The organism is Type-A symbiont of Plautia stali, assembly GCF_059731155.1.
Genome location: NZ_AP035891.1, coordinates 1,386,955 through 1,409,439 on the forward strand (window position 1 = coordinate 1,386,955; position 22,485 = coordinate 1,409,439).

The 22,485-nt window shown below is 56.5% G+C and carries 18 protein-coding genes and 4 pseudogenes; 9 read left to right on the forward strand and 13 right to left on the reverse strand.

The genetic code is table 11. From position 1 onward, the window contains the following. Nucleotides 1–23: 23 nt before the first annotated feature. The gene (pyk, locus tag AC6I8M_RS07520; RefSeq protein ID WP_010618682.1) at nucleotides 24–1,466 is read left to right on the forward strand and encodes a pyruvate kinase; all 1,443 of its coding nucleotides are present in this window, start codon (nucleotides 24–26) and stop codon (nucleotides 1,464–1,466) included. A 92-nt stretch (nucleotides 1,467–1,558) separates the two neighbouring features. After that, nucleotides 1,559–2,792, forward strand: a pseudogene (locus tag AC6I8M_RS07525) (MFS transporter). Nucleotides 2,793–2,836: 44 nt separating this feature from the next. Here AC6I8M_RS07525 and lpxM read toward each other — a convergent pair. From lpxM to znuA, 3 genes are all read right to left on the reverse strand, one after another. Beyond that, nucleotides 2,837–3,811 (reverse strand): lauroyl-Kdo(2)-lipid IV(A) myristoyltransferase, encoded by a 975-nt coding sequence (lpxM, locus tag AC6I8M_RS07530; RefSeq protein WP_058948700.1) that lies wholly within the window; start codon nucleotides 3,809–3,811, stop codon nucleotides 2,837–2,839. A 127-nt stretch (nucleotides 3,812–3,938) separates the two neighbouring features. Further along, nucleotides 3,939–5,267, reverse strand: coding sequence for a murein DD-endopeptidase MepM (gene mepM, locus AC6I8M_RS07535; RefSeq protein ID WP_010618684.1), 1,329 nt, complete (start codon nucleotides 5,265–5,267; stop codon nucleotides 3,939–3,941). Nucleotides 5,268–5,281: 14 nt separating this feature from the next. Continuing rightward, entirely contained in the window at nucleotides 5,282–6,247 is a 966-nt protein-coding gene (znuA, locus tag AC6I8M_RS07540) for a zinc ABC transporter substrate-binding protein ZnuA (RefSeq protein ID WP_010618685.1), read from the reverse strand. Between the two features lie 77 nt (nucleotides 6,248–6,324). Here znuA and znuC point away from each other — a divergent pair, with 77 nt between their 5' ends. Together znuC and znuB are read left to right on the forward strand one after the other, a co-directional pair. After that, on the forward strand, nucleotides 6,325–7,080 hold the full coding sequence (gene znuC, locus AC6I8M_RS07545) for a zinc ABC transporter ATP-binding protein ZnuC (RefSeq protein WP_010618686.1): 756 nt from the start codon (nucleotides 6,325–6,327) through the stop codon (nucleotides 7,078–7,080). Next, complete coding sequence (gene znuB, locus AC6I8M_RS07550) at nucleotides 7,077–7,856, forward strand: zinc ABC transporter permease subunit ZnuB (protein WP_498013746.1); 780 nt, start codon at nucleotides 7,077–7,079, stop codon at nucleotides 7,854–7,856. Before znuC ends, znuB begins: the two co-directional genes overlap by 4 nt. A gap of 6 nt (nucleotides 7,857–7,862) precedes the next feature. Here the strand turns inward: znuB and ruvB are convergent, their stop codons facing one another. From ruvB to aspS, 6 genes are all read right to left on the reverse strand, one after another. Beyond that, complete coding sequence (gene ruvB, locus AC6I8M_RS07555) at nucleotides 7,863–8,867, reverse strand: Holliday junction branch migration DNA helicase RuvB (protein ID WP_498013747.1); 1,005 nt, start codon at nucleotides 8,865–8,867, stop codon at nucleotides 7,863–7,865. A gap of 8 nt (nucleotides 8,868–8,875) precedes the next feature. Next, nucleotides 8,876–9,490: a Holliday junction branch migration protein RuvA gene (gene ruvA, locus AC6I8M_RS07560; protein ID WP_010616341.1), complete on the reverse strand. Its 615-nt coding sequence runs from the start codon at nucleotides 9,488–9,490 to the stop codon at nucleotides 8,876–8,878. Nucleotides 9,491–9,644: 154 nt separating this feature from the next. Then, nucleotides 9,645–10,172, reverse strand: a complete 528-nt coding sequence (gene ruvC, locus AC6I8M_RS07565) for a crossover junction endodeoxyribonuclease RuvC (protein WP_010616340.1) — start codon at nucleotides 10,170–10,172, stop codon at nucleotides 9,645–9,647. 37 nt (nucleotides 10,173–10,209) lie between these two features. Beyond that, a complete protein-coding gene (locus AC6I8M_RS07570) occupies nucleotides 10,210–10,953 on the reverse strand; it encodes a YebC/PmpR family DNA-binding transcriptional regulator (protein ID WP_021509967.1) in 744 nt (247 codons plus the stop codon). Nucleotides 10,954–11,192: 239 nt separating this feature from the next. Further along, nucleotides 11,193–11,624 (reverse strand): dihydroneopterin triphosphate diphosphatase, encoded by a 432-nt coding sequence (gene nudB / locus AC6I8M_RS07575; RefSeq protein ID WP_010616338.1) that lies wholly within the window; start codon nucleotides 11,622–11,624, stop codon nucleotides 11,193–11,195. Then, nucleotides 11,624–13,405: an aspartate--tRNA ligase gene (gene aspS, locus AC6I8M_RS07580; RefSeq protein WP_498013748.1), complete on the reverse strand. Its 1,782-nt coding sequence runs from the start codon at nucleotides 13,403–13,405 to the stop codon at nucleotides 11,624–11,626. Before aspS ends, nudB begins: the two co-directional genes overlap by 1 nt. A 230-nt stretch (nucleotides 13,406–13,635) precedes the next feature. Between aspS and AC6I8M_RS07585 the strand changes: the two are divergent. The 3 genes and pseudogenes from AC6I8M_RS07585 (at nucleotide 13,636) to cmoB (ending at nucleotide 16,230) form a co-directional block, all read left to right on the forward strand. Continuing rightward, a pseudogene (locus AC6I8M_RS07585) lies at nucleotides 13,636–14,458 on the forward strand (DUF72 domain-containing protein). A 78-nt stretch (nucleotides 14,459–14,536) separates the two neighbouring features. Further along, nucleotides 14,537–15,265, forward strand: coding sequence for a carboxy-S-adenosyl-L-methionine synthase CmoA (gene cmoA / locus AC6I8M_RS07590; protein ID WP_010616335.1), 729 nt, complete (start codon nucleotides 14,537–14,539; stop codon nucleotides 15,263–15,265). Beyond that, on the forward strand, nucleotides 15,262–16,230 hold the full coding sequence (gene cmoB / locus AC6I8M_RS07595; RefSeq protein WP_010616334.1) for a tRNA 5-methoxyuridine(34)/uridine 5-oxyacetic acid(34) synthase CmoB: 969 nt from the start codon (nucleotides 15,262–15,264) through the stop codon (nucleotides 16,228–16,230). Before cmoA ends, cmoB begins: the two co-directional genes overlap by 4 nt. Nucleotides 16,231–16,233: 3 nt before the next feature. On the opposite strand, the gene AC6I8M_RS07600 is transcribed toward cmoB, so the two are convergent. Together AC6I8M_RS07600 and AC6I8M_RS07605 are read right to left on the reverse strand one after the other, a co-directional pair. Continuing rightward, nucleotides 16,234–16,854, reverse strand: coding sequence for a LysE family translocator (locus AC6I8M_RS07600; RefSeq protein WP_058948701.1), 621 nt, complete (start codon nucleotides 16,852–16,854; stop codon nucleotides 16,234–16,236). A 45-nt stretch (nucleotides 16,855–16,899) separates the two neighbouring features. Continuing rightward, nucleotides 16,900–17,755, reverse strand: a pseudogene (locus AC6I8M_RS07605) (hypothetical protein). A 580-nt stretch (nucleotides 17,756–18,335) separates the two neighbouring features. Here AC6I8M_RS07605 and AC6I8M_RS07610 point away from each other — a divergent pair. Beyond that, nucleotides 18,336–18,959 (forward strand): hypothetical protein, encoded by a 624-nt coding sequence (locus AC6I8M_RS07610; RefSeq protein WP_498013749.1) that lies wholly within the window; start codon nucleotides 18,336–18,338, stop codon nucleotides 18,957–18,959. 490 nt (nucleotides 18,960–19,449) lie between these two features. On the opposite strand, the gene cutC is transcribed toward AC6I8M_RS07610, so the two are convergent. Continuing rightward, the gene (gene cutC, locus AC6I8M_RS07615; protein WP_010616331.1) at nucleotides 19,450–20,202 is read right to left on the reverse strand and encodes a copper homeostasis protein CutC; all 753 of its coding nucleotides are present in this window, start codon (nucleotides 20,200–20,202) and stop codon (nucleotides 19,450–19,452) included. Nucleotides 20,203–20,287: 85 nt separating this feature from the next. On the opposite strand from cutC, the pseudogene AC6I8M_RS07620 reads away from it, so the two are divergent. Continuing rightward, nucleotides 20,288–21,406, forward strand: a pseudogene (locus AC6I8M_RS07620) (MalY/PatB family protein). Here the strand turns inward: AC6I8M_RS07620 and AC6I8M_RS07625 are convergent. Beyond that, nucleotides 21,403–21,963: a VOC family protein gene (locus tag AC6I8M_RS07625; RefSeq protein ID WP_010616330.1), complete on the reverse strand. Its 561-nt coding sequence runs from the start codon at nucleotides 21,961–21,963 to the stop codon at nucleotides 21,403–21,405. The pseudogene AC6I8M_RS07620 and the gene AC6I8M_RS07625 sit on opposite strands and share 4 nt — an antisense overlap. Between the last annotated feature and the right edge of the window lie 522 nt (nucleotides 21,964–22,485).

Below are 22,485 nucleotides of genomic sequence, written 5' to 3' on the forward strand. Positions count from 1 at the left end.
ATACTTTGTCAACGGAGTCCTTCATGTCCAGACGTCTCAGAAGAACCAAGATCGTTACAACCCTCGGCCCCGCCACCGATCGCGACAACAACCTCGAAAAAATCATCGCGGCGGGCGCTAACGTTGTGCGACTCAATTTCTCCCATGGCACCCCGGAAGATCATCAACTGCGCGCCGATAAAGTGCGGCAAATTGCGGCCAAACTCGGTCGTCACGTCGCCATTCTTGGCGATCTGCAAGGCCCTAAAATTCGCGTATCAACCTTCAAAGAAGGCAAAGTTTTCCTCAATGTCGATGACCGCTTCCTGCTGGATGCTAACCTGAGCAAAGGCGAAGGCGACAAAGAGAAAGTCGGTATCGACTATAAAGGCCTGCCGGAAGATGTGGTTCCAAGCGATATTCTGCTGCTGGACGACGGTCGTGTGCAGCTGAAGGTTCTGGAAGTTCAGGGTGTGAAAGTCTTCACCGAAGTGACCGTCGGCGGCCCGCTCTCCAACAATAAAGGCATCAACAAGCTTGGCGGCGGGTTGTCGGCCGAAGCGCTGACAGAAAAAGATAAGCTGGATATCATTACCGCGGCGAAAATTGGCGTCGACTATCTGGCGGTCTCGTTCCCGCGTAACGGCGAAGACATGAACTATGCGCGCCGTCTGGCACGCGATGCCGGCTGCGACGCTAAACTGGTGGCAAAAGTGGAGCGCGCCGAAGCGGTGGCAACGCAGGAAGCGATGGACGACATCATCCTCGCCTCCGACGTGGTGATGGTGGCGCGTGGCGATCTCGGCGTGGAAATTGGCGATCCGGAGCTGGTGGGCATTCAGAAAGCATTGATTCGTCGTGCGCGTCAGCTGAACCGCACCATCATTACTGCCACCCAGATGATGGAGTCGATGATCACCAATCCGATGCCGACCCGCGCGGAAGTGATGGATGTGGCAAACGCAGTGCTGGACGGCACCGATGCGGTGATGCTGTCGGCGGAAACGGCGGCCGGTCAGTATCCGGCGGAAACCGTGTCAGCGATGGCGAAAGTGTGTCTCGGCGCGGAAAAAATTCCAAGCGTGAACGTTTCCAAACACCGCCTGGACGTGCAGTTCGACAATATCGAAGAAGCGATTGCCATGTCGGCGATGTACGCCGCTAACCATTTGCAGGGCGTGTCGGCCATCATTACCATGACCGAATCTGGCCGTACCGCACTGATGACGTCGCGCATCACTTCGGGTCTGCCGATCTTCGCAATGTCACGTCATGAACGTACCCTGAACCTGACCGCGCTGTACCGTGGCGTGACGCCCGTGTTCTTTGACAGCAACAACGATGGTGTCGCCGCCGCGCACGATGCGGTCAATCTGCTGCGCGACAAACGGTTCCTCGTCTCCGGCGACCTGGTGATTGTCACCCAGGGCGACGTGATGGCGACCACCGGCACCACCAACACCAGCCGTGTCCTGCGCGTAGACTGAGTTTTACGCACCTCCTGACAGCGGCTGTAACAACATGGACAAACGCGACTGCCTGGCAGTCGCGTTTTATTTTTCACTGACAAGGAGGCCAGATGGCCCGCTATCAACCCATCAGTCAACTCACCGGGCGCGTGCTGCTGTTTCCGCTCGCGCTGGTGCTGTTTGAGTTCGCGACCTACATCGCCCATGACATGATTCAGCCCGGCATGCTGCTGGTCACCGCCAAGTTTGACGTCGGGCCGGAATGGGTATCCACCTCACTCACTGCCTATCTGATGGGCGGCGTGGTGCTGCAGTGGCTGCTTGGTCCGCTGTCGGATAAATATGGCCGGCGTCCGGTGTTGCTGTTCGGCATTCTGTTCTTTGCCGCCGCCTGTGTTCTCACCACCTGGGTGAGCAACATCGAGCAGTTCGTTACGCTGCGCTTTATCCAGGGCATCAGCCTGTGCTTCATTGGCGCAGTGAGCTATGCCGCAGTGCAGGAGGCGTTTGACGAGGCGTTAGCTGTGCGCATGATGGCGCTTGATGGCTAACGTGGCGCTGGCACCTCTAGCCGGTCCGCTGGCCGGCGCCGCCTGGCTAACGGTGGGCGAATGGCGCAGCATGTTCTGGCTGTTTGCGGTTTGCAGCCTGCTGGCGTTTGTGGTGCTGTGGCGCATCATGCCGGAAACCGCGGGCGATCGCAGCCACTCAATTGCGTTACCGAACCTGGTGCGCGGCTACAGACGGCTGGCGCGTGATAAGCAGGTGATGTACGGCTCCTTCGCTATCGGCCTGGTGTTCATCCCGATTCTTACCTAGGTGGCGCTGTCGCCGGTGATTCTGATGCATGAAGAGGGCTTATCTCGCCTGCAGTATGCGTTGCTGCAATTACCGGTGTTTCTGGCGATGATCGCCGGTAACCTGACGCTGGGCAAACTGGCGGGACGCATGGCCATCGAGCAACCGGTAAAATTTGCCGCTTGGCCGATTCTGCTCGGCCTGAGCATCGCGCTGGTGGCGAACCTGCTCAACAGCCACAGTTACCAGCTGCTCACCGCCGGTCTTAGCCTGTATGCGTTTGGTGCCGGGATGGTCAACGCCGGGCTGTACCGGTTGACGCTGTATTCCAGCAGCGAAGGTAAAGGCAGCATCGCCGCCATGCTGGGGATGATCAGCATTCTGACGCTGGCGGCGGGCATTGAAGTGGCGAAAAGCGGTTATTTCAGCGGCGGTACGCCGTGGTTCAGCGCGATCAACTTCGTTGCAGGCGTGTTGTGGTTTGGCCTGGTGACGCTGTTCCTGCGCGAGCGCAAGCGGCGCAGTCGCCTGACAACCGTAGAATGAGTGATGACGAACCGTGCCGGGCGGCACGGTTCAGCGCGCGTCGGCTATTTGCGCGGGTACAAATCCTTACGCGCGTAAGGCTCAATATCCCCTTCTTTACGCGTCTTCAGCAGCTTGAGAATCCACGTGTACTGCTCCGGATGCGGGCGCACGAAGATTTCCACCTCTTCGTTCATGCGCCGCGCCAGCGTGGTGTCATCGGCATCCAGCAAATCGTCCATCGGCGGGCGTACATAAATCTCCAGTTTGTGCGTCGCGCTGTTATATACCGGGAACAGCGGCACTACGCGCGCAAGGCATACTTTCATCAGACGCCCGACCGCCGACAACGTCGCTTTGTAGGTGGCAAAGAAATCGACAAACTCGCTGTGCTCAGCACCATGGTCCTGGTCCGGCAGATAGTAGCCGTAATAGCCCTGACGCACCGAGGCGATAAACGGTTTGATGCCGTCGTTGCGCGCGTGCATGCGGCCACCGAAACGGCGACGGACGGTGTTCCAGATATAATCCATCAGCGGATCGCTTTGATTGTGGAACATTGCCGCCATCATCTGACCTTCCGAGGCCAGCAGCATCGCCGGAATATCCACGCCCCAGCCATGCGGCACGAGGAAAATCACGTTCTCATGATTCTCCTGCAGCGCCGTGATGATCTCGCGGCCGTGCCATTCAACGCGCTCGCGCACGCGTTCAGGATTACGCATCCCCAGCTCGGCCATCATCACCATCGCCTGCGGCGCGGTGGCAAACATACTATCAGCAATCTCTTCGCGCTGCGCTTCGCTGAGCTCCGGCAGGCAATAGTAGAGATTGATCAGCGCACGGCGGCGCGCACTTTTCGCCAGCTTGCCGGCAAACTTACCCAGCCCGCCCAGCACCGGATCGCGCATCTTTGCCGGCAGCATCGCCATACCGGCCAGCGCACCAATCGCCAGCCAGCTGCCCCAGTATTTGGGCTTTAAAAAAGAACGTTGAAAAACGGGAATAAACTCACTGTTATTTTTTTTTCGGGTTTCCATGCACTCGCCTCTGACAATGACGGCTCAATAATAGTGACGGCAGGTAATTTTGCAATATTCACCGGCCAGATAGCAAAAAACCGACGAAGAATCCATCGGTTTTTGCGTGTTTGCCCGGAAATTAACGTTATTTCAGCGTCAGCTGTGGAAGATAACTCTTCACCTGCGCCAGATAGGTGCTGCGATCTTTACCGATCAGCCCTTCCATGCGCGGCAGCTTCGCCGTCAGCGGGTTCACCGCCTGGTTGTTGATCCACACTTCATAATGCAGATGCGGTCCGGTAGAGCAGCCGGTGTTACCGGAAAGCGCGATGCGATCGCCACGCTTCACTTTCTGTCCCGGTTTCACCAGCGCTTTGCTCAGATGCATGTAGCGGGTCATGTACTGGCGACCGTGACGGATCGCGACGTAGTTACCGGCGGCTCCACCGTTTTTCGCGATCACCACTTCGCCATCGCCGACGGCCAGCACAGGCGTACCAATCGGCAGCGCAAAATCGACGCCTTTGTGCGGCGCGATGCGCCCGGTCACCGGATTCAGACGGCGCGGATTGAAGTTTGACGAGACGCGGTACTGTTTCACGGTCGGGAAGCGCATGAAACCCCGCGCAAGACCGGAGCCGTTGCGGTCGTAGAACTTGCCGTCTTCCGCGCGGAACGCGTAGTAATCTTTACCGCCGGTGCGCAGGCGCACGCCAAGCAGCTGGCTCTGCGCGCTCTTGCCGTCCAGTATCTCGCGCGACATCAGTACGCTGAAGTCATCGCCGGCGCGCAGTTTGCGGAAATCCATCTGCCACTGCATGGCTTTAATGACGCTGCTGGTTTCGGCGCTGGTCAGGCCGGCGCGCTGGGCGCTGGCGGCGAAACTGCCGCGCACTTCGCCTTTCAAGACGCTGTTCTGCCATTCACCCTTCTGCATCTCCTGCTGCATCTTAAAGCTGCCGTTCGGCTGACGCGCATAGGTGCGGGTTTCACGCCGATCGATCTCCCAGGTAAAGTCCTGCAGCGCGCCATCGGCATCCAGCGTCCAGCTCAGCTGCTGCCCCACGCGCAGATTACGCAAACTCTTGTCGCTGCTGACCAGCGCATTGATGTCACCGAGATCGATACCGTACTGATTGAGCGCGCTGCTCAGCGTATCGCCTGAGGAGACGGTGTAGTCATGCTGATCGGGATTGACCGGTACGTCTTTATCGATGTCATCCGACGGGATCTCGTCTTCCGGTTCCGCCGTGGTTTGATCGATCGGTTCACTGGCTTCCGGCAGCAGCGTGCGCAGCTCGTTTTTGTCCAGCGTGATGTATTTCACAATGGGCGCAACATCGCGGGGATGATAGACGTAAGGCCGCCAGACAGCGACGGCCAGTGTAACAACGGTGAGTGACCCCAGCATAACGCGGTGGGGGCGCGGCAAATTATTAAATGCGAGGGCGACAGAGCGGGCTATCTGCTGCACTTTTACCTATTCCTCTATGCTCCATTCAGGCAGCTAGCATACTGGCTTGACAGCTGTGAGAGGAATTTTACATAGCTGTCTTTGGTTAAGCTGATTCCCATGCCTAACGGGTCGAGGGTGCCTTTACGCACGCTGGTTCCGCGAGACACGGCATCGATGACCGCCGGCCTGAATTGTGGTTCAGCAAAAACGCAGACTGCTTTCTGCTCAACCAACTGTGTTCGTATTTGATGTAAACGCTGGGCGCCCGGCTGGATCTCAGGATTGACGGTAAAATGACCTAATGGTGATAAACCGTAATGTTTCTCAAAGTAGCTGTAAGCGTCGTGAAAAACGAAATAACCCTTGTTCCGTACCGGCGCGAGTTGTGCGCCAATCCGTTTGTCTGTGTCCGCCAATTGTGCCTCAAACTGCTGCAGGTTGGCGTCAAGTTTGCCTTTGCTTTGCGGCATAAGTTCCAATAATTTTCCGTGGATTGCAACAGCAGATTGTTTCGCAATCTCCGGCGACATCCACAGGTGCATATTAAACTCGCCGTGGTGATGATGAGTATGAGACGGGTCCTGGTTGTCAGAATTGTCTGAGTCATGGTCGTGACCGTGCTCATGTTCGTCCTCATCTTCACCGCCGCTAATCAATAGTGGTTTTACGCCAGGCAAGGCGGCAATTTCGAGGTTTTTACTGGCCGGTAACTCCCCGGCGGACTTCGTCAGAAAGGCTTCCATCTCCGAACCGGTCCATACCACTAAGTCAGCGTTTTTAATACGTTTTACATCGGATGGCCGTAGGGCATAATCGTGCTCTGAGGCACCGTCCGGCAGCAATACTTCAACCGGCGTAATGCCATCGGCAATGGCGGCTGCGATAAATCCGAGAGGCTTGATTGAAGCCACCACCGCAGACTGCGCGGAAAACGTGGTGGCGAGGCTTAACGCCGCCGCAGAAAGGGTAAAAGCCAAGCGTTTTTTATTGTGTAACATAATGCGTCATTCCATCGTGACTAGGTGATGAAATGTGATATTATAACATTCTAAATTCAATGCAACCCGTAAATATCATGTCGTCACTTGTTACACTCGAAAACATTTCGGTGAAGTTTGGCCAGCGCGCGGTGCTGGCAGGCATCAGCCTGTCGCTGCAGCCGGGCAAAATTCTCACCTTGCTGGGTCCCAACGGAGCCGGCAAGTCCACGCTGGTGCGCACGGTACTCGGCCTGCTCGCGCCAGACAGCGGCAGCGTCCGCCGCGCGCCAGGGCTGCGTATTGGCTATGTGCCGCAAAAGCTGCACATCGATCCGACGCTGCCGATCAGCGTTGAGCGCTTTATGCGTCTGACGCGCGGCAGTCGCCGTGATGATATTCTGCCGGCGCTGAAGCGGGTTCAGGCCGGCCATTTGCTGCAGTCACCGCTGCAAAAACTTTCTGGCGGCGAAACGCAGCGCGTGCTGCTGGCGCGCGCCCTGGTCAACCAGCCGCAGCTGCTGGTGCTGGACGAACCCACGCAGGGCGTGGATGTTAATGGTCAGGTGGCGCTCTACGATTTGATCGATCAACTGCGACGCGAGCTCAACTGCGGCGTACTGATGGTGTCGCACGACTTGCATCTGGTGATGGCAAAGACCGACAAAGTGCTGTGCCTCAACCATCACATCTGCTGTTCCGGCACGCCGGAAGCGGTCTCGCAGCATCCGGAATTTATCGCCATGTTTGGCCCGCGCGGCGCACAGCAGCTGGCGATCTACCGCCATCACCATAATCACCGTCACGATTTACAGGGACGCATTGTTCTGCGCAAAGGAAACGGCCCGTCATGATTGAACTGTTATTACCCGGCTGGCTGGGCGGCGTATTGCTAGCCCTGGCGGCCGGTCCGCTCGGCTCTTTTGTCGTCTGGCGTCGCATGTCCTATTTTGGCGATACCCTCGCCCACGCCTCTCTGCTCGGCGTGGCGTTTGGTCTGCTGCTCAACGTAAACCCCTATTATGCCGTGATTCTGCTCACCGTCTGTCTGGCGCTCGGGCTGGTCTGGCTGGAGCGACGCCCGCATCTGGCCATCGATACGCTGTTAGGGATTATGGCGCACAGCGCGCTGTCGCTGGGTCTGGTGGTGGTCAGTCTGATGCAGGGCGTGCGCGTTGATTTGATGGTCTATCTGTTTGGCGATTTGCTGGCGATCACCCCGGATGATTTGTCGCTGATGGCGGGCGGCGTGGCAATCGTGCTGGTGGTGATGGCGTGGCAGTGGCGTTCGCTGCTGTCGATGACCATCAGTCCGGAGCTGGCGCAGGTTGACGGCGTAAACATTCAGCGTACCTGCCTGATGCTGGTAACTGCGCTGACCATTGGTGTGACGATGAAATTTGTTGGCGCGCTGATCATTACTTCACTGCTGATCATCCCGGCCGCCACGGCGCGACGCTTCTCGCGTTCGCCAGAACAGATGGCCGGCTTTGCGGTGCTCATCGGTATTATTGCCGTCACCGGTGGCCTGACCTTCTCCGCCAGCTACGATACCCCGGCCGGTCCGTCGGTGGTGCTGTGTGCTGCGGTACTGTTCATTATCAGCATGGCAAAAAAACCGGCGGCGTGACGCCGGTTACTCTTCGCGGCTGATGCCGAAATGCTTGTAGGCGTGCTGCGTGGCCATCCGGCCGCGCGGCGTGCGCTGAATTAAGCCCTGCTGGATTAGGAACGGTTCGATAACGTCCTCGATGGTTTCACGCTCCTCACCAATCGCCGCTGCCAAGTTATCCAGCCCTACCGGACCGCCCATGAACTTGTCGATGATCGCCAGCAGCAGCTTGCGGTCCATATAGTCGAAGCCCTGATTGTCCACATTGAGCATATCCAGCGCGCTGGCGGCCACTTCGCCGCTCATATTACCGCTGGCGCGCACTTCGGCGAAGTCACGTACACGGCGCAGCAGGCGGTTGGCGATACGCGGCGTACCGCGCGCACGGCGCGCCACTTCCAGCGCGCCCTCTTCGCTCAGCGTCAGCCCCAAGCAGGCGGCGCTACGGCCAACAATGTGCTGCAAATCCGGCACATTGTAGAACTCCAGGCGCTGCACAATCCCAAAGCGATCGCGCAGCGGTGAGGTAAGCGAGCCCGCACGGGTAGTAGCGCCAATCAGAGTGAACGGCGGCAAATCCAGTTTGATCGAGCGCGCCGCGGGTCCGTCGCCGATCATGATATCCAGCTGATAATCTTCCATCGCCGGATACAGCACCTCTTCCACTACCGGCGACAGGCGATGAATTTCATCGATAAACAAGACGTCGAGCGGTTCAAGGTTGGTGAGCATCGCCGCTAGGTCACCGGCCTTTTCCAGCACCGGACCGGACGTGGTGCGCAGATTGACGCCCATCTCATTAGCCACGATGTTGGCCAGCGTGGTTTTGCCCAGCCCCGGCGGACCAAAGATCAGGAGGTGGTCCAGCGCATCGCCGCGCAGTTTGGCGGCCTGGATGAAAATCCCCATCTGCTCGCGCACCTGCGGCTGCCCGACATATTCCGTCAGCAGTTTGGGGCGAATAGCGCGGTCGAGGCTCTCTTCCTCAGTGGAAGAACTGCCCGAGACCAGGCGGTCGGCTTCAATCATGCATTACCTCAAATAGCAGCGCGCAGTGCTTCGCGAATCAGGGTTTCACAATCCGCATCAGGTTTGCCAACCTTGCTGACCATACGGCTGGCTTCCTGCGGTTTATAACCCAGCGCTACCAGCGCCGCAACTGCTTCAGCCTCGGCGTCGTTGTTATCCTGCTGTGCCGACGGCGTGGTCAGGGTAAACGCCGAGTCGCCGCCAAACAGGTCGCCGTGCATGCCTTTGAAGCGATCTTTCATCTCAACCACCAGACGCTCAGCGGTTTTCTTGCCCACGCCCGGCAGCTTCACCAGCGAGGCGATCTCTTCGCGCTCCACCGCCGTGACAAACTGCTGCGCCGACATGCCGGAAAGAATCGCCAGCGCCAGCTTGGGCCCGACGCCGTTGACTTTGATCAGCTCACGGAACAGCGCCCGCTCCTGCTTACTGTTAAACCCGAACAGTAGCTGCGCATCTTCCCGCACCACAAACTGGGTGAAGATAATCGCTTCCTGATTGATGTCAGGCAGCTCGTAAAAGCAGGTCATTGGCAGGTGCACTTCGTAACCCACACAGTGCGCCTCAATCAGCACCAGCGGCGGCTGTTTTTCCAGAATAATGCCTCGTAAACGACCAATCACCTGAGCAATTCCTTAGTGTATGTGTAAGCGTCTGAATCATCGGCCCCCTGCCACACCGCGCTAAACTGCGCGCCTGCTGGAGGTAAAATGTCGGCTATGTATATCATAAAAAAGGCTGGATGCATATCCAGCCTATTGAATGGCCACGCTTTTGCTAACCGGATCGCAAACGTCCGCGCGTCAGCACCAGTTTGCTGTCGCTCATGCGCGCCGCATTCTGGCTGACGTAGCAATGGGTGATGGCGATGGCCAGCGCATCGGCGGCATCCGCCTGTGGATTGGCCAGCAGTTTGAGCAGCGTGCGTACCATGTGCTGCACCTGGCTTTTTTCCGCGCTACCGATGCCGGTTACCGTCTGCTTCACCTGACGGGCGGCATACTCAAACACCGGCAGATCAAGATTGACTGCTGCGACAATTGCCGCGCCACGCGCCTGCCCCAGCTTCAGCGCCGAATCCGCGTTTTTCGCCATAAACACCTGCTCAATGGCGAAGTAATCCGGCGCGAACTGGGTGATGATTTCGCTGACGCCAGCGTAAATCAGTTTGAGGCGGGAAGGCAGATCGGTGACGTTAGTGCGGATGCAGCCGCTGCCCAGATAGCTGAGCTGGCGGCCGGTCTGGCGGATGACACCGTAGCCGGTGACGCGCGAGCCGGGGTCAATCCCGAGAATTATCGCCATAGCGCGTCTCCGTATTGCAGGGGTTTGCGTAACGCCATTACAACGTTTCCGCTACCTCATCAGAAATTTCACCGTTATGGTAAACTTCCTGCACATCATCACAATCTTCCAGCATGTCGATCAGACGCAGCAGTTTAGGTGCCGTCTCGGCATCCAGTTCCGCTTTGGTTGATGGAATCATCGATACTTCAGCACTGTCGGCTTTCAGACCGGTGGCTTCCAGTGCATCGCGCACGCTGCCCAGTTCTTCCCACGCGGTAAAGACGTCAATCGCGCCATCGTCATAGCTCACTACGTCTTCTGCACCCGCTTCCAGCGCCGCTTCCATCACGGCATCTTCGTCCTGGCCTGGCGCGAAGGAGATCACACCTTTCTTGCTGAACAGGTAAGATACCGAACCGTCGGTGCCGAGGTTACCGCCGGTTTTGCTGAAGGCGTGACGCACTTCGCCCACGGTACGGTTACGGTTATCACTCAGACACTCCACCATGACCGCAGAGCCGCCCGGACCGTAACCTTCATAGATGATGGTTTCCATGTTGCTGTCATCTTCACCGCCGACGCCACGCGCAATGGCACGGTTCATGGTGTCACGCGTCATGTTGTTGGACAGTGCTTTGTCCATCGCCGCGCGCAGACGCGGGTTGGAGCCCGCATCGCCACCGCCCAGCTTGGCCGCTGTCACCAGCTCGCGAATAATTTTGGTGAAGATTTTACCGCGCTTGGCATCCTGAGCCGCTTTGCGGTGCTTAGTGTTTGCCCATTTACTATGTCCTGCCATCTCTCATCTCTCTTGTGTATTGCACGGGCTATCTTACTTGCGATCTCGCCTTCCGGCAGTGCTCGCAATCCTCACGTACATCAGTACGCTGCGGTTGCTGCGCGCTGGCGGCAGCCGACCTGGCTGCGCCGATTACGCCCGGCTGTTCAGCTTATGCAGCGCATGGTTAAGCCACTGTGCTGAGTTAAGGTTGTCAATGTAACTGAGCCGCCACCGGAAAAACGCGCGGTGGCGGGCATTCAGATAAATTCGTCGATTGCCTGACGATTACTCCACGAGCGGGTTAGCGCAGCGGCGGCGGCCGGTGTCAGCCACTGTGCGGCGAGGTGCTCGCTCAGCAGTGGCTGGCGTTCGGCGGGCAGCGCCAGCCGGAACCAGTGTTCCCGGTTATGCGTGATGCCCGGCACATAGCGATGGCGGTAGTGCGGAAAGATCTCAAACTCAATCTGTTTGTGGCAATCTTCCAGCACCAGCCCCTCTGCGGCTATATCAATCGCCAGCTCTTCAGCCACTTCGCGCTGCGCCGTTTGCGCCGGCGTTTCGCCCGGCTCCAGGCTGCCGGTAACCGACTGCCAGAAGCTGGGGTCATCACGCCGCTGCAGCATTAACACCCGGCCGGTATCTTGCGCAAAAATCACCACCAGCACCGATACCGGGTGTTTATAGCCCATTATTTCGTCTCTGGGTTGACTTTCTTCGGCGCGATCTGGATACCGAGGTCCGCCAACGCCGCCGGGTTGGCTTCGCTTGGCGCTTCGGTCATCAGACAGGCCGCCGCGGTGGTTTTCGGGAACGCAATCACATCGCGGATATTGTCGGTGTCGGTCAGCAGCATGGTCAGACGGTCAAGACCGAATGCCAGACCTGCGTGCGGCGGGGTACCGAACTTCAGCGCATCCAGCAGGAAGCCAAACTTCTCACGCTGCTCTTCTTCGCTGATGCCCAGAATGCTAAACACCGTCTGCTGCATATTGCCGCTGTGGATACGCACCGAACCGCCGCCCACTTCATAACCGTTGATCACCATATCGTAGGCGTTAGCTACCGCCTGCGTAGGATCGGCCGCCAGCTGTTCCGCCGTCAGCGCTTTTGGCGAGGTGAACGGATGGTGCATCGCCGCCAGGCCGCCCTCGTCGTCCTCTTCGAACATTGGGAAGTCGACAACCCACAGCGGGGCCCAGGCTTTATCATTGGTGATTTGCAGATCACGGCCCACTTTCAGGCGCAGTGCACCCAGCGCATCCGCCACCACTTTGGCACGGTCGGCGCTGAAGAAGATCAGGTCGCCGTCCTGCGCGTCGGTACGCTGCAGAATAGCCTCAACGATGTCCGGCGTCAGGAATTTGACCACCGGGCTCTGCACGCCGTCGAAACCGCTGGCGCGCGCATTGATCTTCATCCACGCCAGACCTTTAGCACCGTAAATGCCGACAAAGCTGCCGTATTCGTCGATTTGCTTACGCGTCAGGGCGGCACCGCCCGGCACACGCAGCGCCGCGACGCGACCTTTCGGGTCGTTTGCCGGGCCGGCGAACACCTGGAATTCAACGCTTTTCAGCAGGTCAGCAACGTCCACCAACTCCATCGGGTTACGCAGGTCTGGCTTATCAGAGCCGTAACGGTTCATCGCTTCGGCGAAGGTCATCTGCGGGAAGTCACCGAGGTCGATGCCTTTGATGTCCAGCCACAGCTCACGGATCATCCGCTCCATCACGCTGCGCACCTGCTCCGCGCTCATGAACGAGGTTTCCACGTCGATCTGGGTGAACTCCGGCTGACGGTCTGCGCGCAGGTCTTCATCACGGAAGCATTTGACGATTTGATAGTAGCGGTCAAAACCAGATATCATTAGCAGCTGCTTGAACAGCTGCGGTGACTGCGGCAGCGCGTAGAATTTACCTTTGTGCACCCGGCTCGGCACCAGGTAGTCACGCGCGCCTTCCGGCGTCGCTTTGGTCAGCATTGGTGTTTCGATGTCGAGGAAGCCTTCACCGTCCATAAAGCGGCGCACGAAGCTGGTAATTCTGGCACGGTTTTTCAGACGCTGCGCCATTTCCGGACGACGCAGGTCGAGGTAGCGATAGGTCAGACGCGCTTCTTCGCTGTTGGTCTGGTTGGAGTCCAGCGGCATCGGTTCTGCGCGGTTGATGATGTTCAGCTCATGGGCAAACACTTCAATGTCACCGGTGGCCATGTCGCTGTTGCGGTTTTTCTCTTCACGCGCACACACGGTACCGGTGATCTGGATACAGAATTCATTACGCAGTTCAGACGCCAGCTGGAAAGCCTGCTGATGATCGGCATCGAAAAACACCTGCGCGATGCCTTCGCGGTCGCGCATATCGATAAAAATCAGGCTGCCGAGATCGCGACGGCGATTGACCCAGCCGCAGAGAGTAACTTGCTGACCCACATGAGACAGATTGAGCTGTCCGCAATATTCTGTACGCATAACGTATCCTTTTAACTTCGCCGCTGCTGCCAGACAGCATCAGGCCGCGTAACCTTATGAGATGGTGCCGCAAAAAAGGCGGCTATTATAATGGAAAATGGCAGGCAGGATAAGCAGATCCCGCGCAAAGCGGACAAACCGTCAGCGTTTGCCGCGCGAACGGTTCCAGCCCCTGGCAAAACCGGGTAACGTACGGCGCATTTTCCGCGCCACAGCAGGCAGGAGCAGTTTTGACACTTCGTATTGGATTACCGCAGTGGCAGCACGCCAACTGGAGAGTATTGGGTATCGAAACCCTGGCGGATTACGCCCGGCTGTTTGGCTGCGTCGAAGGCAACACCACGCTTTATGCGCTGCCCAAACCGGAAGTGGTGCAGCGCTGGTATGACATGACTGACGACGCCTTTCGCTTCTGCTTTAAATTTCCTGACACCATCAGCCACAAAGCGGCGCTGAAGAACTGCGATGAGCTGGTGAATGAATGTCTGCGCCTGCTGGATCCGCTCAACCAGCGCATCGGCCAGTACTGGCTGCAGCTGCCCGCCGCCTTTTCACCGACTCAGCTGACAGATTTATGGGCGTTTCTCGATCGCCTGCCGCGCAGCTTTCACTATGGCGTTGAAGTGCGCCATGCGGCCTTCTTTGCTAAAGGCGAGGCCGAGCGCGCGCTGAATCGCGGTCTGCATCAGCGCGGGGTTAATCGGGTGATTCTCGACAGCCGTCCGGTGCACGCGTCTGCCTCGCTCAGCCCGGCCGCCGTGCATGCGCGCGCGCAAAAGCCGCGCGTGCCGACGCACGCGGTGCGCACTGCCGGACAGCCGATGGTGCGCTTTATCGGCAGCGACAGCGTTGAGGAGAGCCTGCCGCTGTTTGATGTCTGGCAGCAAAAACTGGCGGACTGGCAGCACGACAGCGACCCGCTGCTGTTCATCCACACAGCCGGATATGGGAGCGGTGTTTCCGCTGCTACAGGCGCTGTGGCCGCAGCAGCAACAGCTGGAGCCGACGCTGCGCCCGCTGCCCGCCTGGCCACAGCAATCCAGCCTGTTCTAAACGCAGGGAAACGGGTGCAGCCTGCGGCAGTTTCTGCCAGAATAGCGCCCTTTCCGTTTTCTCTCCGGATAATTCATTATGTCTGACCGCGATACGCTATTCTCCGCGCCCATAGATAAACTGGGTGACTGGACCTTTGACGAGCGCGTGGCTGAAGTCTTTCCCGATATGATTCAGCGCTCGGTGCCGGGTTACTCCAACATCATTTCGATGATTGGCATGCTGGCAGAACGCTTTGTGCAGCCCAACAGCCAGGTTTACGATCTCGGCTGCTCGCTGGGCGCGGCCACGCTGGCGGTTCGCCGCAATATTCAGGCACCGGGTTGCCAGATTATTGCCGTCGATAATTCGCCGGCGATGGTGGAACGCTGCCGCCGTCACATCGACGCCTTTCGCGCCGCTACGCCGGTGCAGGTGCTGGAAGCGGATATCCGTGATATCCACATCGAAAACGCCTCACTGGTGGTGCTCAACTTTACCCTGCAGTTCCTCGAGCCGGACGCGCGCCGGACGCTGCTGCAGAAAATCGCTACCGGCCTCAATCCGGGCGGTGCGCTGGTGCTGTCGGAAAAGTTTAGCTTTGAAGATGCCGACGTCGGCGAACTGCTGTTCAACATGCACCACGACTTTAAGCGCGCCAACAGCTACAGCGAGCTGGAGATCAGCCAGAAGCGCAGCATGCTGGAGAACGTGATGCTGACGGACAGCGTGGAAACGCATAAAGCCCGCCTGAAAAGCGCCGGATTTGCCCACGCCGAACTGTGGTTTCAGTGCTTTAACTTTGGCTCACTGGTGGCGTTGAAATGATTGATTTTGGCCGTTTTTATCAGCAAATCGCCACCGGCCCGCTCGCCAGCTGGCTGGAAGTGTTGCCGGCGCAGGTCGCCGCCTGGCAGCGTGAAAACCTGCACGGACATTTTCGCAACTGGGAGAAGTCGGTCGACAATCTGCCGCTGCTGGTGCCGCAGCAGCTCGATCTGCTGCACAGCGTCAGCGCGCAGCATGACGCGTTAACCGATCGCCAGCGCGCCGGCATCGAAAAGCTGCTGCGTAACCGGATGCCGTGGCGCAAAGGGCCGTTTTCGCTCTACGGCTGCGACATCGACACCGAATGGCGCTCCGACTGGAAGTGGGATCGCGTGCTGCCGCATATCTCTTCGCTGGCCGGTCGAACCGTGCTGGATGTGGGCTGCGGCAGCGGTTATCACATGTGGCGCATGATTGGTGCCGGCGCGCAGCTGGTGGTCGGTATCGATCCAATGCAGCTGTTCCTGTGCCAGTTCGAAGCGGTGCGTAAGCTGCTGGGTGACGATCGCCGTGCGCATCTGCTGCCGCTGGGCATTGAGCAGCTGCCGGCGCTGCAGGCGTTCGACACCGTGTTCTCCATGGGCGTGCTCTATCACCGGCGTTCGCCGCTCGACCATCTGCTGCAGCTGAAAAATCAACTGGTCAGCGACGGTGAACTGGTGCTGGAGACGCTGGTGATTGAAGGCGATGAAAACGCGGTGCTGGTGCCGGGTGAACGCTACGCGCAGATGCGCAACGTTTACTTCATTCCGTCTGCGGCGGCGCTGAAAAACTGGCTGGAGAAGTGCGGTTTTGTCGATGTGCGCATCGCCGATTACGCCATCACCTCGGTGGAAGAGCAGCGTCGCACCGACTGGATGACCAGTGAATCGCTGGCAGAGTTCCTCGATCCGCACGACAGCAGCAAAACGATTGAAGGCTATCCCGCCCCGCTGCGTGCCGTGCTGGTGGCGCGCAAACCGTAACGCTTAACGCCGCGACAGCGCCAGCTTCGCGGCGAAACCAATAAACACGCAGCCGGTCAGGCGATCCATCACTTTTAACACTGCCGGACGGCGCAGATGACCGGCAAAGTACTGGCTGCCGCTAATCAATACCGCGTTCCACACTAAGCCAATCACCATGTGGGTGAGCGCCATCAGCGTGCACCACCGCGGCACCGATCCGCCGGCCGGGATAAACTGCGGCAGAAAAGTGACGTAAAAGACCCCGACTTTTGGATTGAGCAGGTTACCGGTCAGGCCACGCGCGAAGCAGGTCAGATAGCGCTCCTCCCGCTTTTGCCCCTCCTGCCCGCTGGCCACCATGATGCGCGGGTTGAGCAGCAGTCTGACGCCGAGATACAGCAGGTATGCGGCACCGATGCCTTTCAGCAGATTATAAGCCATTTCCGAAGCCAGCAGCAGCGCGCCTAAGTCCAGCCCGACCGCCACGCCCCATACCAGACAGCCGAGGGTCACGCCCAACGCCGTCGCCGAGGCACGCTGCCAGCCCTGCGCAGCCGCCGATCGCAGCACTAGCGCGGTATCAAAGCCGGGCGTCAGCGTAAGCAGGGTAATGGCGAAGAGGAATGAAATAATCAGTGTCATGATGGGCTCCCGGGTTGTGCACAGAACAGCATACGCGACGGCGCATCAATTGTCCGTCGCCGGACGATCCCAGTACTGATATTTGTAGGCCGAACTCAGATGCCGCTCGATGGTGCCTTTGGCAAACACTTCGGTCTCATGCAACATGCAAATAGCTCAGCGTGCAATTGCCCACCTCGTCCCATAGCTGGCACTCATCCACCGATCGTAAAGTGCTGACTGGCGTGGTCGAGGTGCCGTGTAGCCGCAGTTCGCGCCACTGATTATCGTAGCTGTAGGTATCTTTGCTGCGCGCGCTGGTGGATGCCACCACCAGCCCCTGCGGATTCCAGCGCTAGGTATTCTCGCCGTTGGTCAGCGCATCGCTGCCGCGCGCGATACTTTTTTCCAGCCGGAAGTGTTTATCGTAGCGGTAAGTGGTATCGGTAAAGCCCTTTTTCCCCATGCTGGTAAATTTGTCCGAGGCGCTGATGATGTTGCCGTGTTGCCCCATCTGCCAGCTGATGGTGCCCTGCCGGTTATCCACCACCTCCTCTTTGCCCGCGCGGGTCACTTTAACCAGATAAGCATAGTCAGCCACCCAGCCGCGCTGCACGCGCGCGATATGCTGCTCCATGCTCAGCACCACGTTGCCTCCGCTTTTGTCATAGGTGATGTCAGCCACCATCAGATCGCCGCACTGGTCAAACTGCCCGAGCACGCGCTTCTGCGAGTTGACGTCTTTACCAAACTCCCCGGCCACCACCTGGCGCACCGCGCCTTTGGCATCGCCGCCCAGCATAATCCAATTGTTACTGCTGGTGATGTTTTTACTCAGCGGCGGGCAGGTGCTGCTGGCGGCCAGCGCCGCGCCGGCAACGGGGAACAGCAGAATCACAACAGCATAAGGGAGGGATTTCATCAGCGTTATCCGCGCGTTAAGCCATAGAGTAATCAAAGCATCTTTTTCACCAATGCACTATTCATGGCGAAGCGGCAGACAAAAAAACCACAGCAAGTATTCTTGAGGTATATATTCATAACTTACAGATATAACAGAAATGAACAAAAGTTAACTGCGAGCTGAATTGAATTTTAATGTGATTCAAGTCATTGAAAGTTGCGTTACTTACGATTATTGTCTGTCAGAATACCTGATAAATATACAGTTAATTTATAGGTGATAGCGCTATGGTACCTAACTTCATGTAAGAGAACAGGATCTCCGATTCCAAGCATTTAGCGGAGCTATGCAAGTTAAGTTTGTTTGATTTGTAGTATACATGGTGACATAATACTGCTTATGTTCCTATGCTAGGAGAACATCATGTTCAATAAATTTTTGCAAAAAAAGCGGCTGAAACTCACACAGATAAGATCGAAGCGTTGCGATCTTTTTTTGACGAAATTGATGTTAAACATAAGGAAATTGCTGATAAAAAGGCAAAAATGAAAGAGGAACACGAACGTGGAGCAAAGATCACAAAGCACCGATTCACTGTATGACTTCCTATATACTGTATGACTTCCTATATGTAGATGCTCACAGAGCAAGCACGCTCATTACGCAGCTTTACGCTCCAGACGCCATAACTTCAATAAAAAGAATTTCTTCTGAAGGTGAAAAGGCTACCAAGTCTGGCAGTGTAGGCATCCCTATTGCGAATGGTAAGCTTTCTGTCGAAGATGCCATAAACCAAACTCAAGAAAAGTCCTTCGACGCTTCTTGGGCTTTACCAATAAACCTTCTAGATAAACTTTCTGAACTGGATTTAATCAATACAGGTGTAGAAGGCCAAATACTCGGAAGAATAGTATTGGTTCGGGGTAAAATGCGCCTGTTTGACATTTCCTTTTTTCAAAAAAGTTTACCTTTTGTTAGTAAAGTTATGTCCAACGAATTAAAAGGTAAGAGTAATAATAAAAAGGTTAAACCTGATGATCTGGAGTTAGCACCGGGCATGACCGTTGGTCTAATAAATCAGTTTTTACGATACACTACTTCCAATATTGAATTATTGAATCCATTCATTATGTTAGTCCAACTGCACAGTAATGTATCAAGTGCTATCATTATAAAAAATACCAGATGCCACCATTGTCATATTATTGCAGACAGAAAATAAATGCAACCCTTTAAATTTATTGAAAAAATTTTGAGCGGACTAAGCCTTAATTAGTTTGAGCGCGTATAGGAGATTTCAAAACATGGAAATACTCGTTCGTCAACCTCCAAATCAAACCTTGTATTAACAATTCATCGAGTGAAAGAGCTTAACTTGTCTACAAAATACTTTTACGTGATTTAAACTTTCCGACTCAGTAAAAACCAAAAATAACAAACCACAAACCACATCTAGCCTTAAAAGATAACGGGTTAAATTTTACACCTCGAGTGAATATTTGCCATTCATTTGGCAAATGAAAGACCCGACAATTTTATATTTAATCATCAGGAAACCATAAGAGCATTTCATTACTAAAAGTTTTTAGTAAGCTTTCTATATCATATAAAGATATAATTGATAAAAAATAACCCCAGCAAGGAACTGGGGTTTGGTGCTTGCAAACATCACGTCAGGTTTTCGGCGTGCTGCGCGGCAAAATTGGTACGGGTCAGGCGACCCGGTCAACGCTCATCTGCATCATGCTCTTCATGGCTTCGACGACATCGCCATCGACACAGGAGCGGCTGAATTCATCGGTTTCCGCTTCAGAACACATCGAGACACCGGCTTTACGGTAGCGCATCGGTGACGCGACGGCGCGGCTGGCGGAGCTGTGAACTTCCTGCAATCCGCTGTCGAGGAACTTTTGCAGATTGCTGAGGCGCACGCCTGCCCCTGCCATAATGATTGGCCCGGTGCTGTATTCATTTAGTTCCCGTAATAATGCAATTCCGGTTTCAGCGCTCTGCTGCTGACCGGAAGTCAGAATGCGGGCGATCCCTAAATCAGTCAGCACCTCCAGCGAACGCTTCGGGCTGTGACACAAATCAAAGGCGCGATGGAAGGTCACCGCCATGCCGTCGCACAACGCCATAATCTGCTGCATGCGTACCGTGTCGACGTGCGCATCTTCGTCCAGCATGCCAATCACCAGGCCAAGAAAACCCAACTCGCGAATGCGCGCCACGTCCGATTTCATCACCTCAAATTCGCGTGCAGTGTAACAAAAATCGCCGCCGCGCGGCCGCACGATCGGGTGGACCGGAATGGTCAGTTCACGTTGTGCGGCTTCCAGCATACCCGCCGAAGGTGTCAGTCCGCCTTCACGCGGAGCACTGCACAGCTCCACGCGATCGGCACCGGACGCCTGCGCAGTCATTGCGCAGTCGATGCCATAGCAACAAATTTCCAGTTTCGTCATACCTTGCTCCTTTTCATGACTGCTGGCTCGGGAGGAGTGCATCAGTTAGTCTGCTCATTCAGACAGTTTACGTGGAAAGCGCACTATGGCATTCGATTTTGATCAAGGGATAGACCGTCGTCACAGCGATAGTTTGAAATGGCACAAATATGGTGATCGCGATGTGCTGCCTTTGTGGGTTGCCGACACCGATTTTCGCTCGCCGCCGTGCATCATTGAGGCCATTAAACAGCGTGCCGATCACGGCGTTTTCGGCTACGGCGCTACGCCGCACGGTTTGATTGATATCACTATTTCCCGCTTAGCGCAGCGCTATGGCTGGCAGATTGAACCGGAATGGATTGTGTTGCTGCCGGGCGTGGTGAGCGGACTGAATTTATCGGTCCGGGCATTTACCGAGTCGTCGCAAAGCACCGTGGCACCGACGCCGATTTATCCGCCGTTTCGCGCGGCGGCGCGGCTGGCGCAGCGCGCTCAGGTCAATCTGCCATTGCAATTGCAGCAGGATCGCTGGGTTATGCAGCTTGATGAGAGCCAGATGCAGGGCAACGAGCGCCTGCTCATGCTGTGCAATCCGCAGAATCCGGGCGGCACCGTCTACCGCCGTGATGAGCTGGAGGCGCAGCTGGCCTTTGCCCAACGCCACGATTTGCTGGTGTGCTCCGATTAAATCCATTGTGACCTGTTGTTAACGCCCGGCGTACAGCACATTCCGTTTGCCTCGCTGAGCGAAGACGCCGCCCAGCGCAGCATTACCCTGATTTCGCCGTCTAAAACCTTCAACATCGCCGGGCTGGGTGCGTCAATGGCCATTATCCCTCATCCCGAGCTGCGGAAACGCTTTAAGCAGGTGCGCGAAGGCATCGTACCGGGTGTGGATATTCTGGGGCTGGTGGCGGCGGAAGCCGCATGGCGCGGCGGTGATGCGTGGCTGGCGGACCAGCTGGCTTACCTGCGCGCCAATCGTGACTGGCTGGTGCAGCAGGTGAACGCGCTGCCGGAACTCAGCATGTTCGCGCCAGAGGCGAGCTATCTCGGCTGGATTGACGCCAGCCAGCTGGATGTCGCCAGTCCGACGCTTTATTTCGAAAAACACGGTCTCGGTTTCTCGCCGGGCCGTGATTTCGGCGACGATCGCTTCGTGCGCTTCAACTTTGGCTGCACTCACGCCACCCTGCAGCAGGCGGTGGCAGCGCGGCGCTAGGCCTGTTCGCTGGCAACGATCTCCTCCAGCCGCCACGGATGAAACTTAATGGTAATTTGCCCGTCCGTCACCGCTAACGTCGGATTGGGCAGACGTTCATTTTCGCCCTGCGGCGTGCTGGTTTTAAACGCGATGCCCGGCTGCGTCAGCGCCTCGTCTGCCAGCAGCGCCATCGCACGCATGCCCAGCGTTTCCGGCTCGCCGCGCAACACAATTTCAACATGCTCCCAGCCTTCATGGCGATACAGCTTCTCACCGGGCCATGGCAGCTCGATCACATCCACCTGCCAGCCCGCGATCCGCAACGGCTGATGCAGCTTAAACAGGCAGATCGGCCGTCCGTTGATCATTGCTTCGGAAAACTGATCGCCGATTTGCAGTAACCCGGCTTTCCAGCGCTCTGCCGTGGCGAACTGGTGACAGCGCACCGCCACGTTGTCCGCCTCATGCTGCGTGAGGTCAAGGCCGAGGCGTGCCGCAAATTGTTGCAAAGCCGGTTCAAATCGGGACAGGTCTTGTTTTAAGACACTCAGTTCTGAAGGAAAATCCAGATTCATACGTTAAATACCTCAAACTCAGTTCAGATCTTTTAATCGATAAAAAAACAGGGCTGCCGCAGCTTTCGATTGACAAAATGCTCGGATTCATCCGATTTCACGCCAAAAACCGCATAAATCGCCCCTCTATTTCGGATTAATCGCGTAATCAGGTCCACACGTTACTTTATAAAAGTGCCCTAACAAACTGTTATTATTAATAATAATTAACACAATGAGATAACTATTATTTACCCGCCAATCAATTGCAGTAGCTGACCCTTTCTTATAAATTTGGGTTTCACAACTACAAGGAATGGCCCTATGTCTATGCTCATTGTTGTCGCGGTCCTGATAGCTTTGATGGGATTTGCAATTTCCCGCCACTGGAAGGTGCGTGAAGACAAAAGCGTTAAAAACCCCCGTAGCCACCCGCGCCGCCGTTAACCGGCGCGCGGGCCTGCGTCCACCGGCAGCCATAACCGATTGCTGACGCACCCCAACATTTCACGTATACTTTCCCTCTTATTTTTTCCGTCCCGA

Excerpts from the sequence above, each read along its gene's own strand:
- aspS (WP_498013748.1), bottom strand. The coding sequence starts at position 13,405 with ATGCGTACAGAATATTGCGGACAGCTCAATCTGTCTCATGTGGGTCAG.
- AC6I8M_RS07625 (WP_010616330.1), bottom strand. The coding sequence starts at position 21,963 with ATGAATCTGGATTTTCCTTCAGAACTGAGTGTCTTAAAACAAGACCTG.
- cmoA (WP_010616335.1), top strand. The coding sequence starts at position 14,537 with ATGTCTGACCGCGATACGCTATTCTCCGCGCCCATAGATAAACTGGGT.
- AC6I8M_RS07600 (WP_058948701.1), bottom strand. The coding sequence starts at position 16,854 with ATGACACTGATTATTTCATTCCTCTTCGCCATTACCCTGCTTACGCTG.
- AC6I8M_RS07570 (WP_021509967.1), bottom strand. The coding sequence starts at position 10,953 with ATGGCAGGACATAGTAAATGGGCAAACACTAAGCACCGCAAAGCGGCT.
- lpxM (WP_058948700.1), bottom strand. The coding sequence starts at position 3,811 with ATGGAAACCCGAAAAAAAAATAACAGTGAGTTTATTCCCGTTTTTCAA.
- znuC (WP_010618686.1), top strand. The coding sequence starts at position 6,325 with ATGTCGTCACTTGTTACACTCGAAAACATTTCGGTGAAGTTTGGCCAG.
- cmoB (WP_010616334.1), top strand. The coding sequence starts at position 15,262 with ATGATTGATTTTGGCCGTTTTTATCAGCAAATCGCCACCGGCCCGCTC.
- pyk (WP_010618682.1), top strand. The coding sequence starts at position 24 with ATGTCCAGACGTCTCAGAAGAACCAAGATCGTTACAACCCTCGGCCCC.
- AC6I8M_RS07610 (WP_498013749.1), top strand. The coding sequence starts at position 18,336 with ATGACTTCCTATATACTGTATGACTTCCTATATGTAGATGCTCACAGA.
- znuB (WP_498013746.1), top strand. The coding sequence starts at position 7,077 with ATGATTGAACTGTTATTACCCGGCTGGCTGGGCGGCGTATTGCTAGCC.
- ruvB (WP_498013747.1), bottom strand. The coding sequence starts at position 8,867 with ATGATTGAAGCCGACCGCCTGGTCTCGGGCAGTTCTTCCACTGAGGAA.
- znuA (WP_010618685.1), bottom strand. The coding sequence starts at position 6,247 with ATGTTACACAATAAAAAACGCTTGGCTTTTACCCTTTCTGCGGCGGCG.
- cutC (WP_010616331.1), bottom strand. The coding sequence starts at position 20,202 with ATGACGAAACTGGAAATTTGTTGCTATGGCATCGACTGCGCAATGACT.
- ruvC (WP_010616340.1), bottom strand. The coding sequence starts at position 10,172 with ATGGCGATAATTCTCGGGATTGACCCCGGCTCGCGCGTCACCGGCTAC.
- nudB (WP_010616338.1), bottom strand. The coding sequence starts at position 11,624 with ATGGGCTATAAACACCCGGTATCGGTGCTGGTGGTGATTTTTGCGCAA.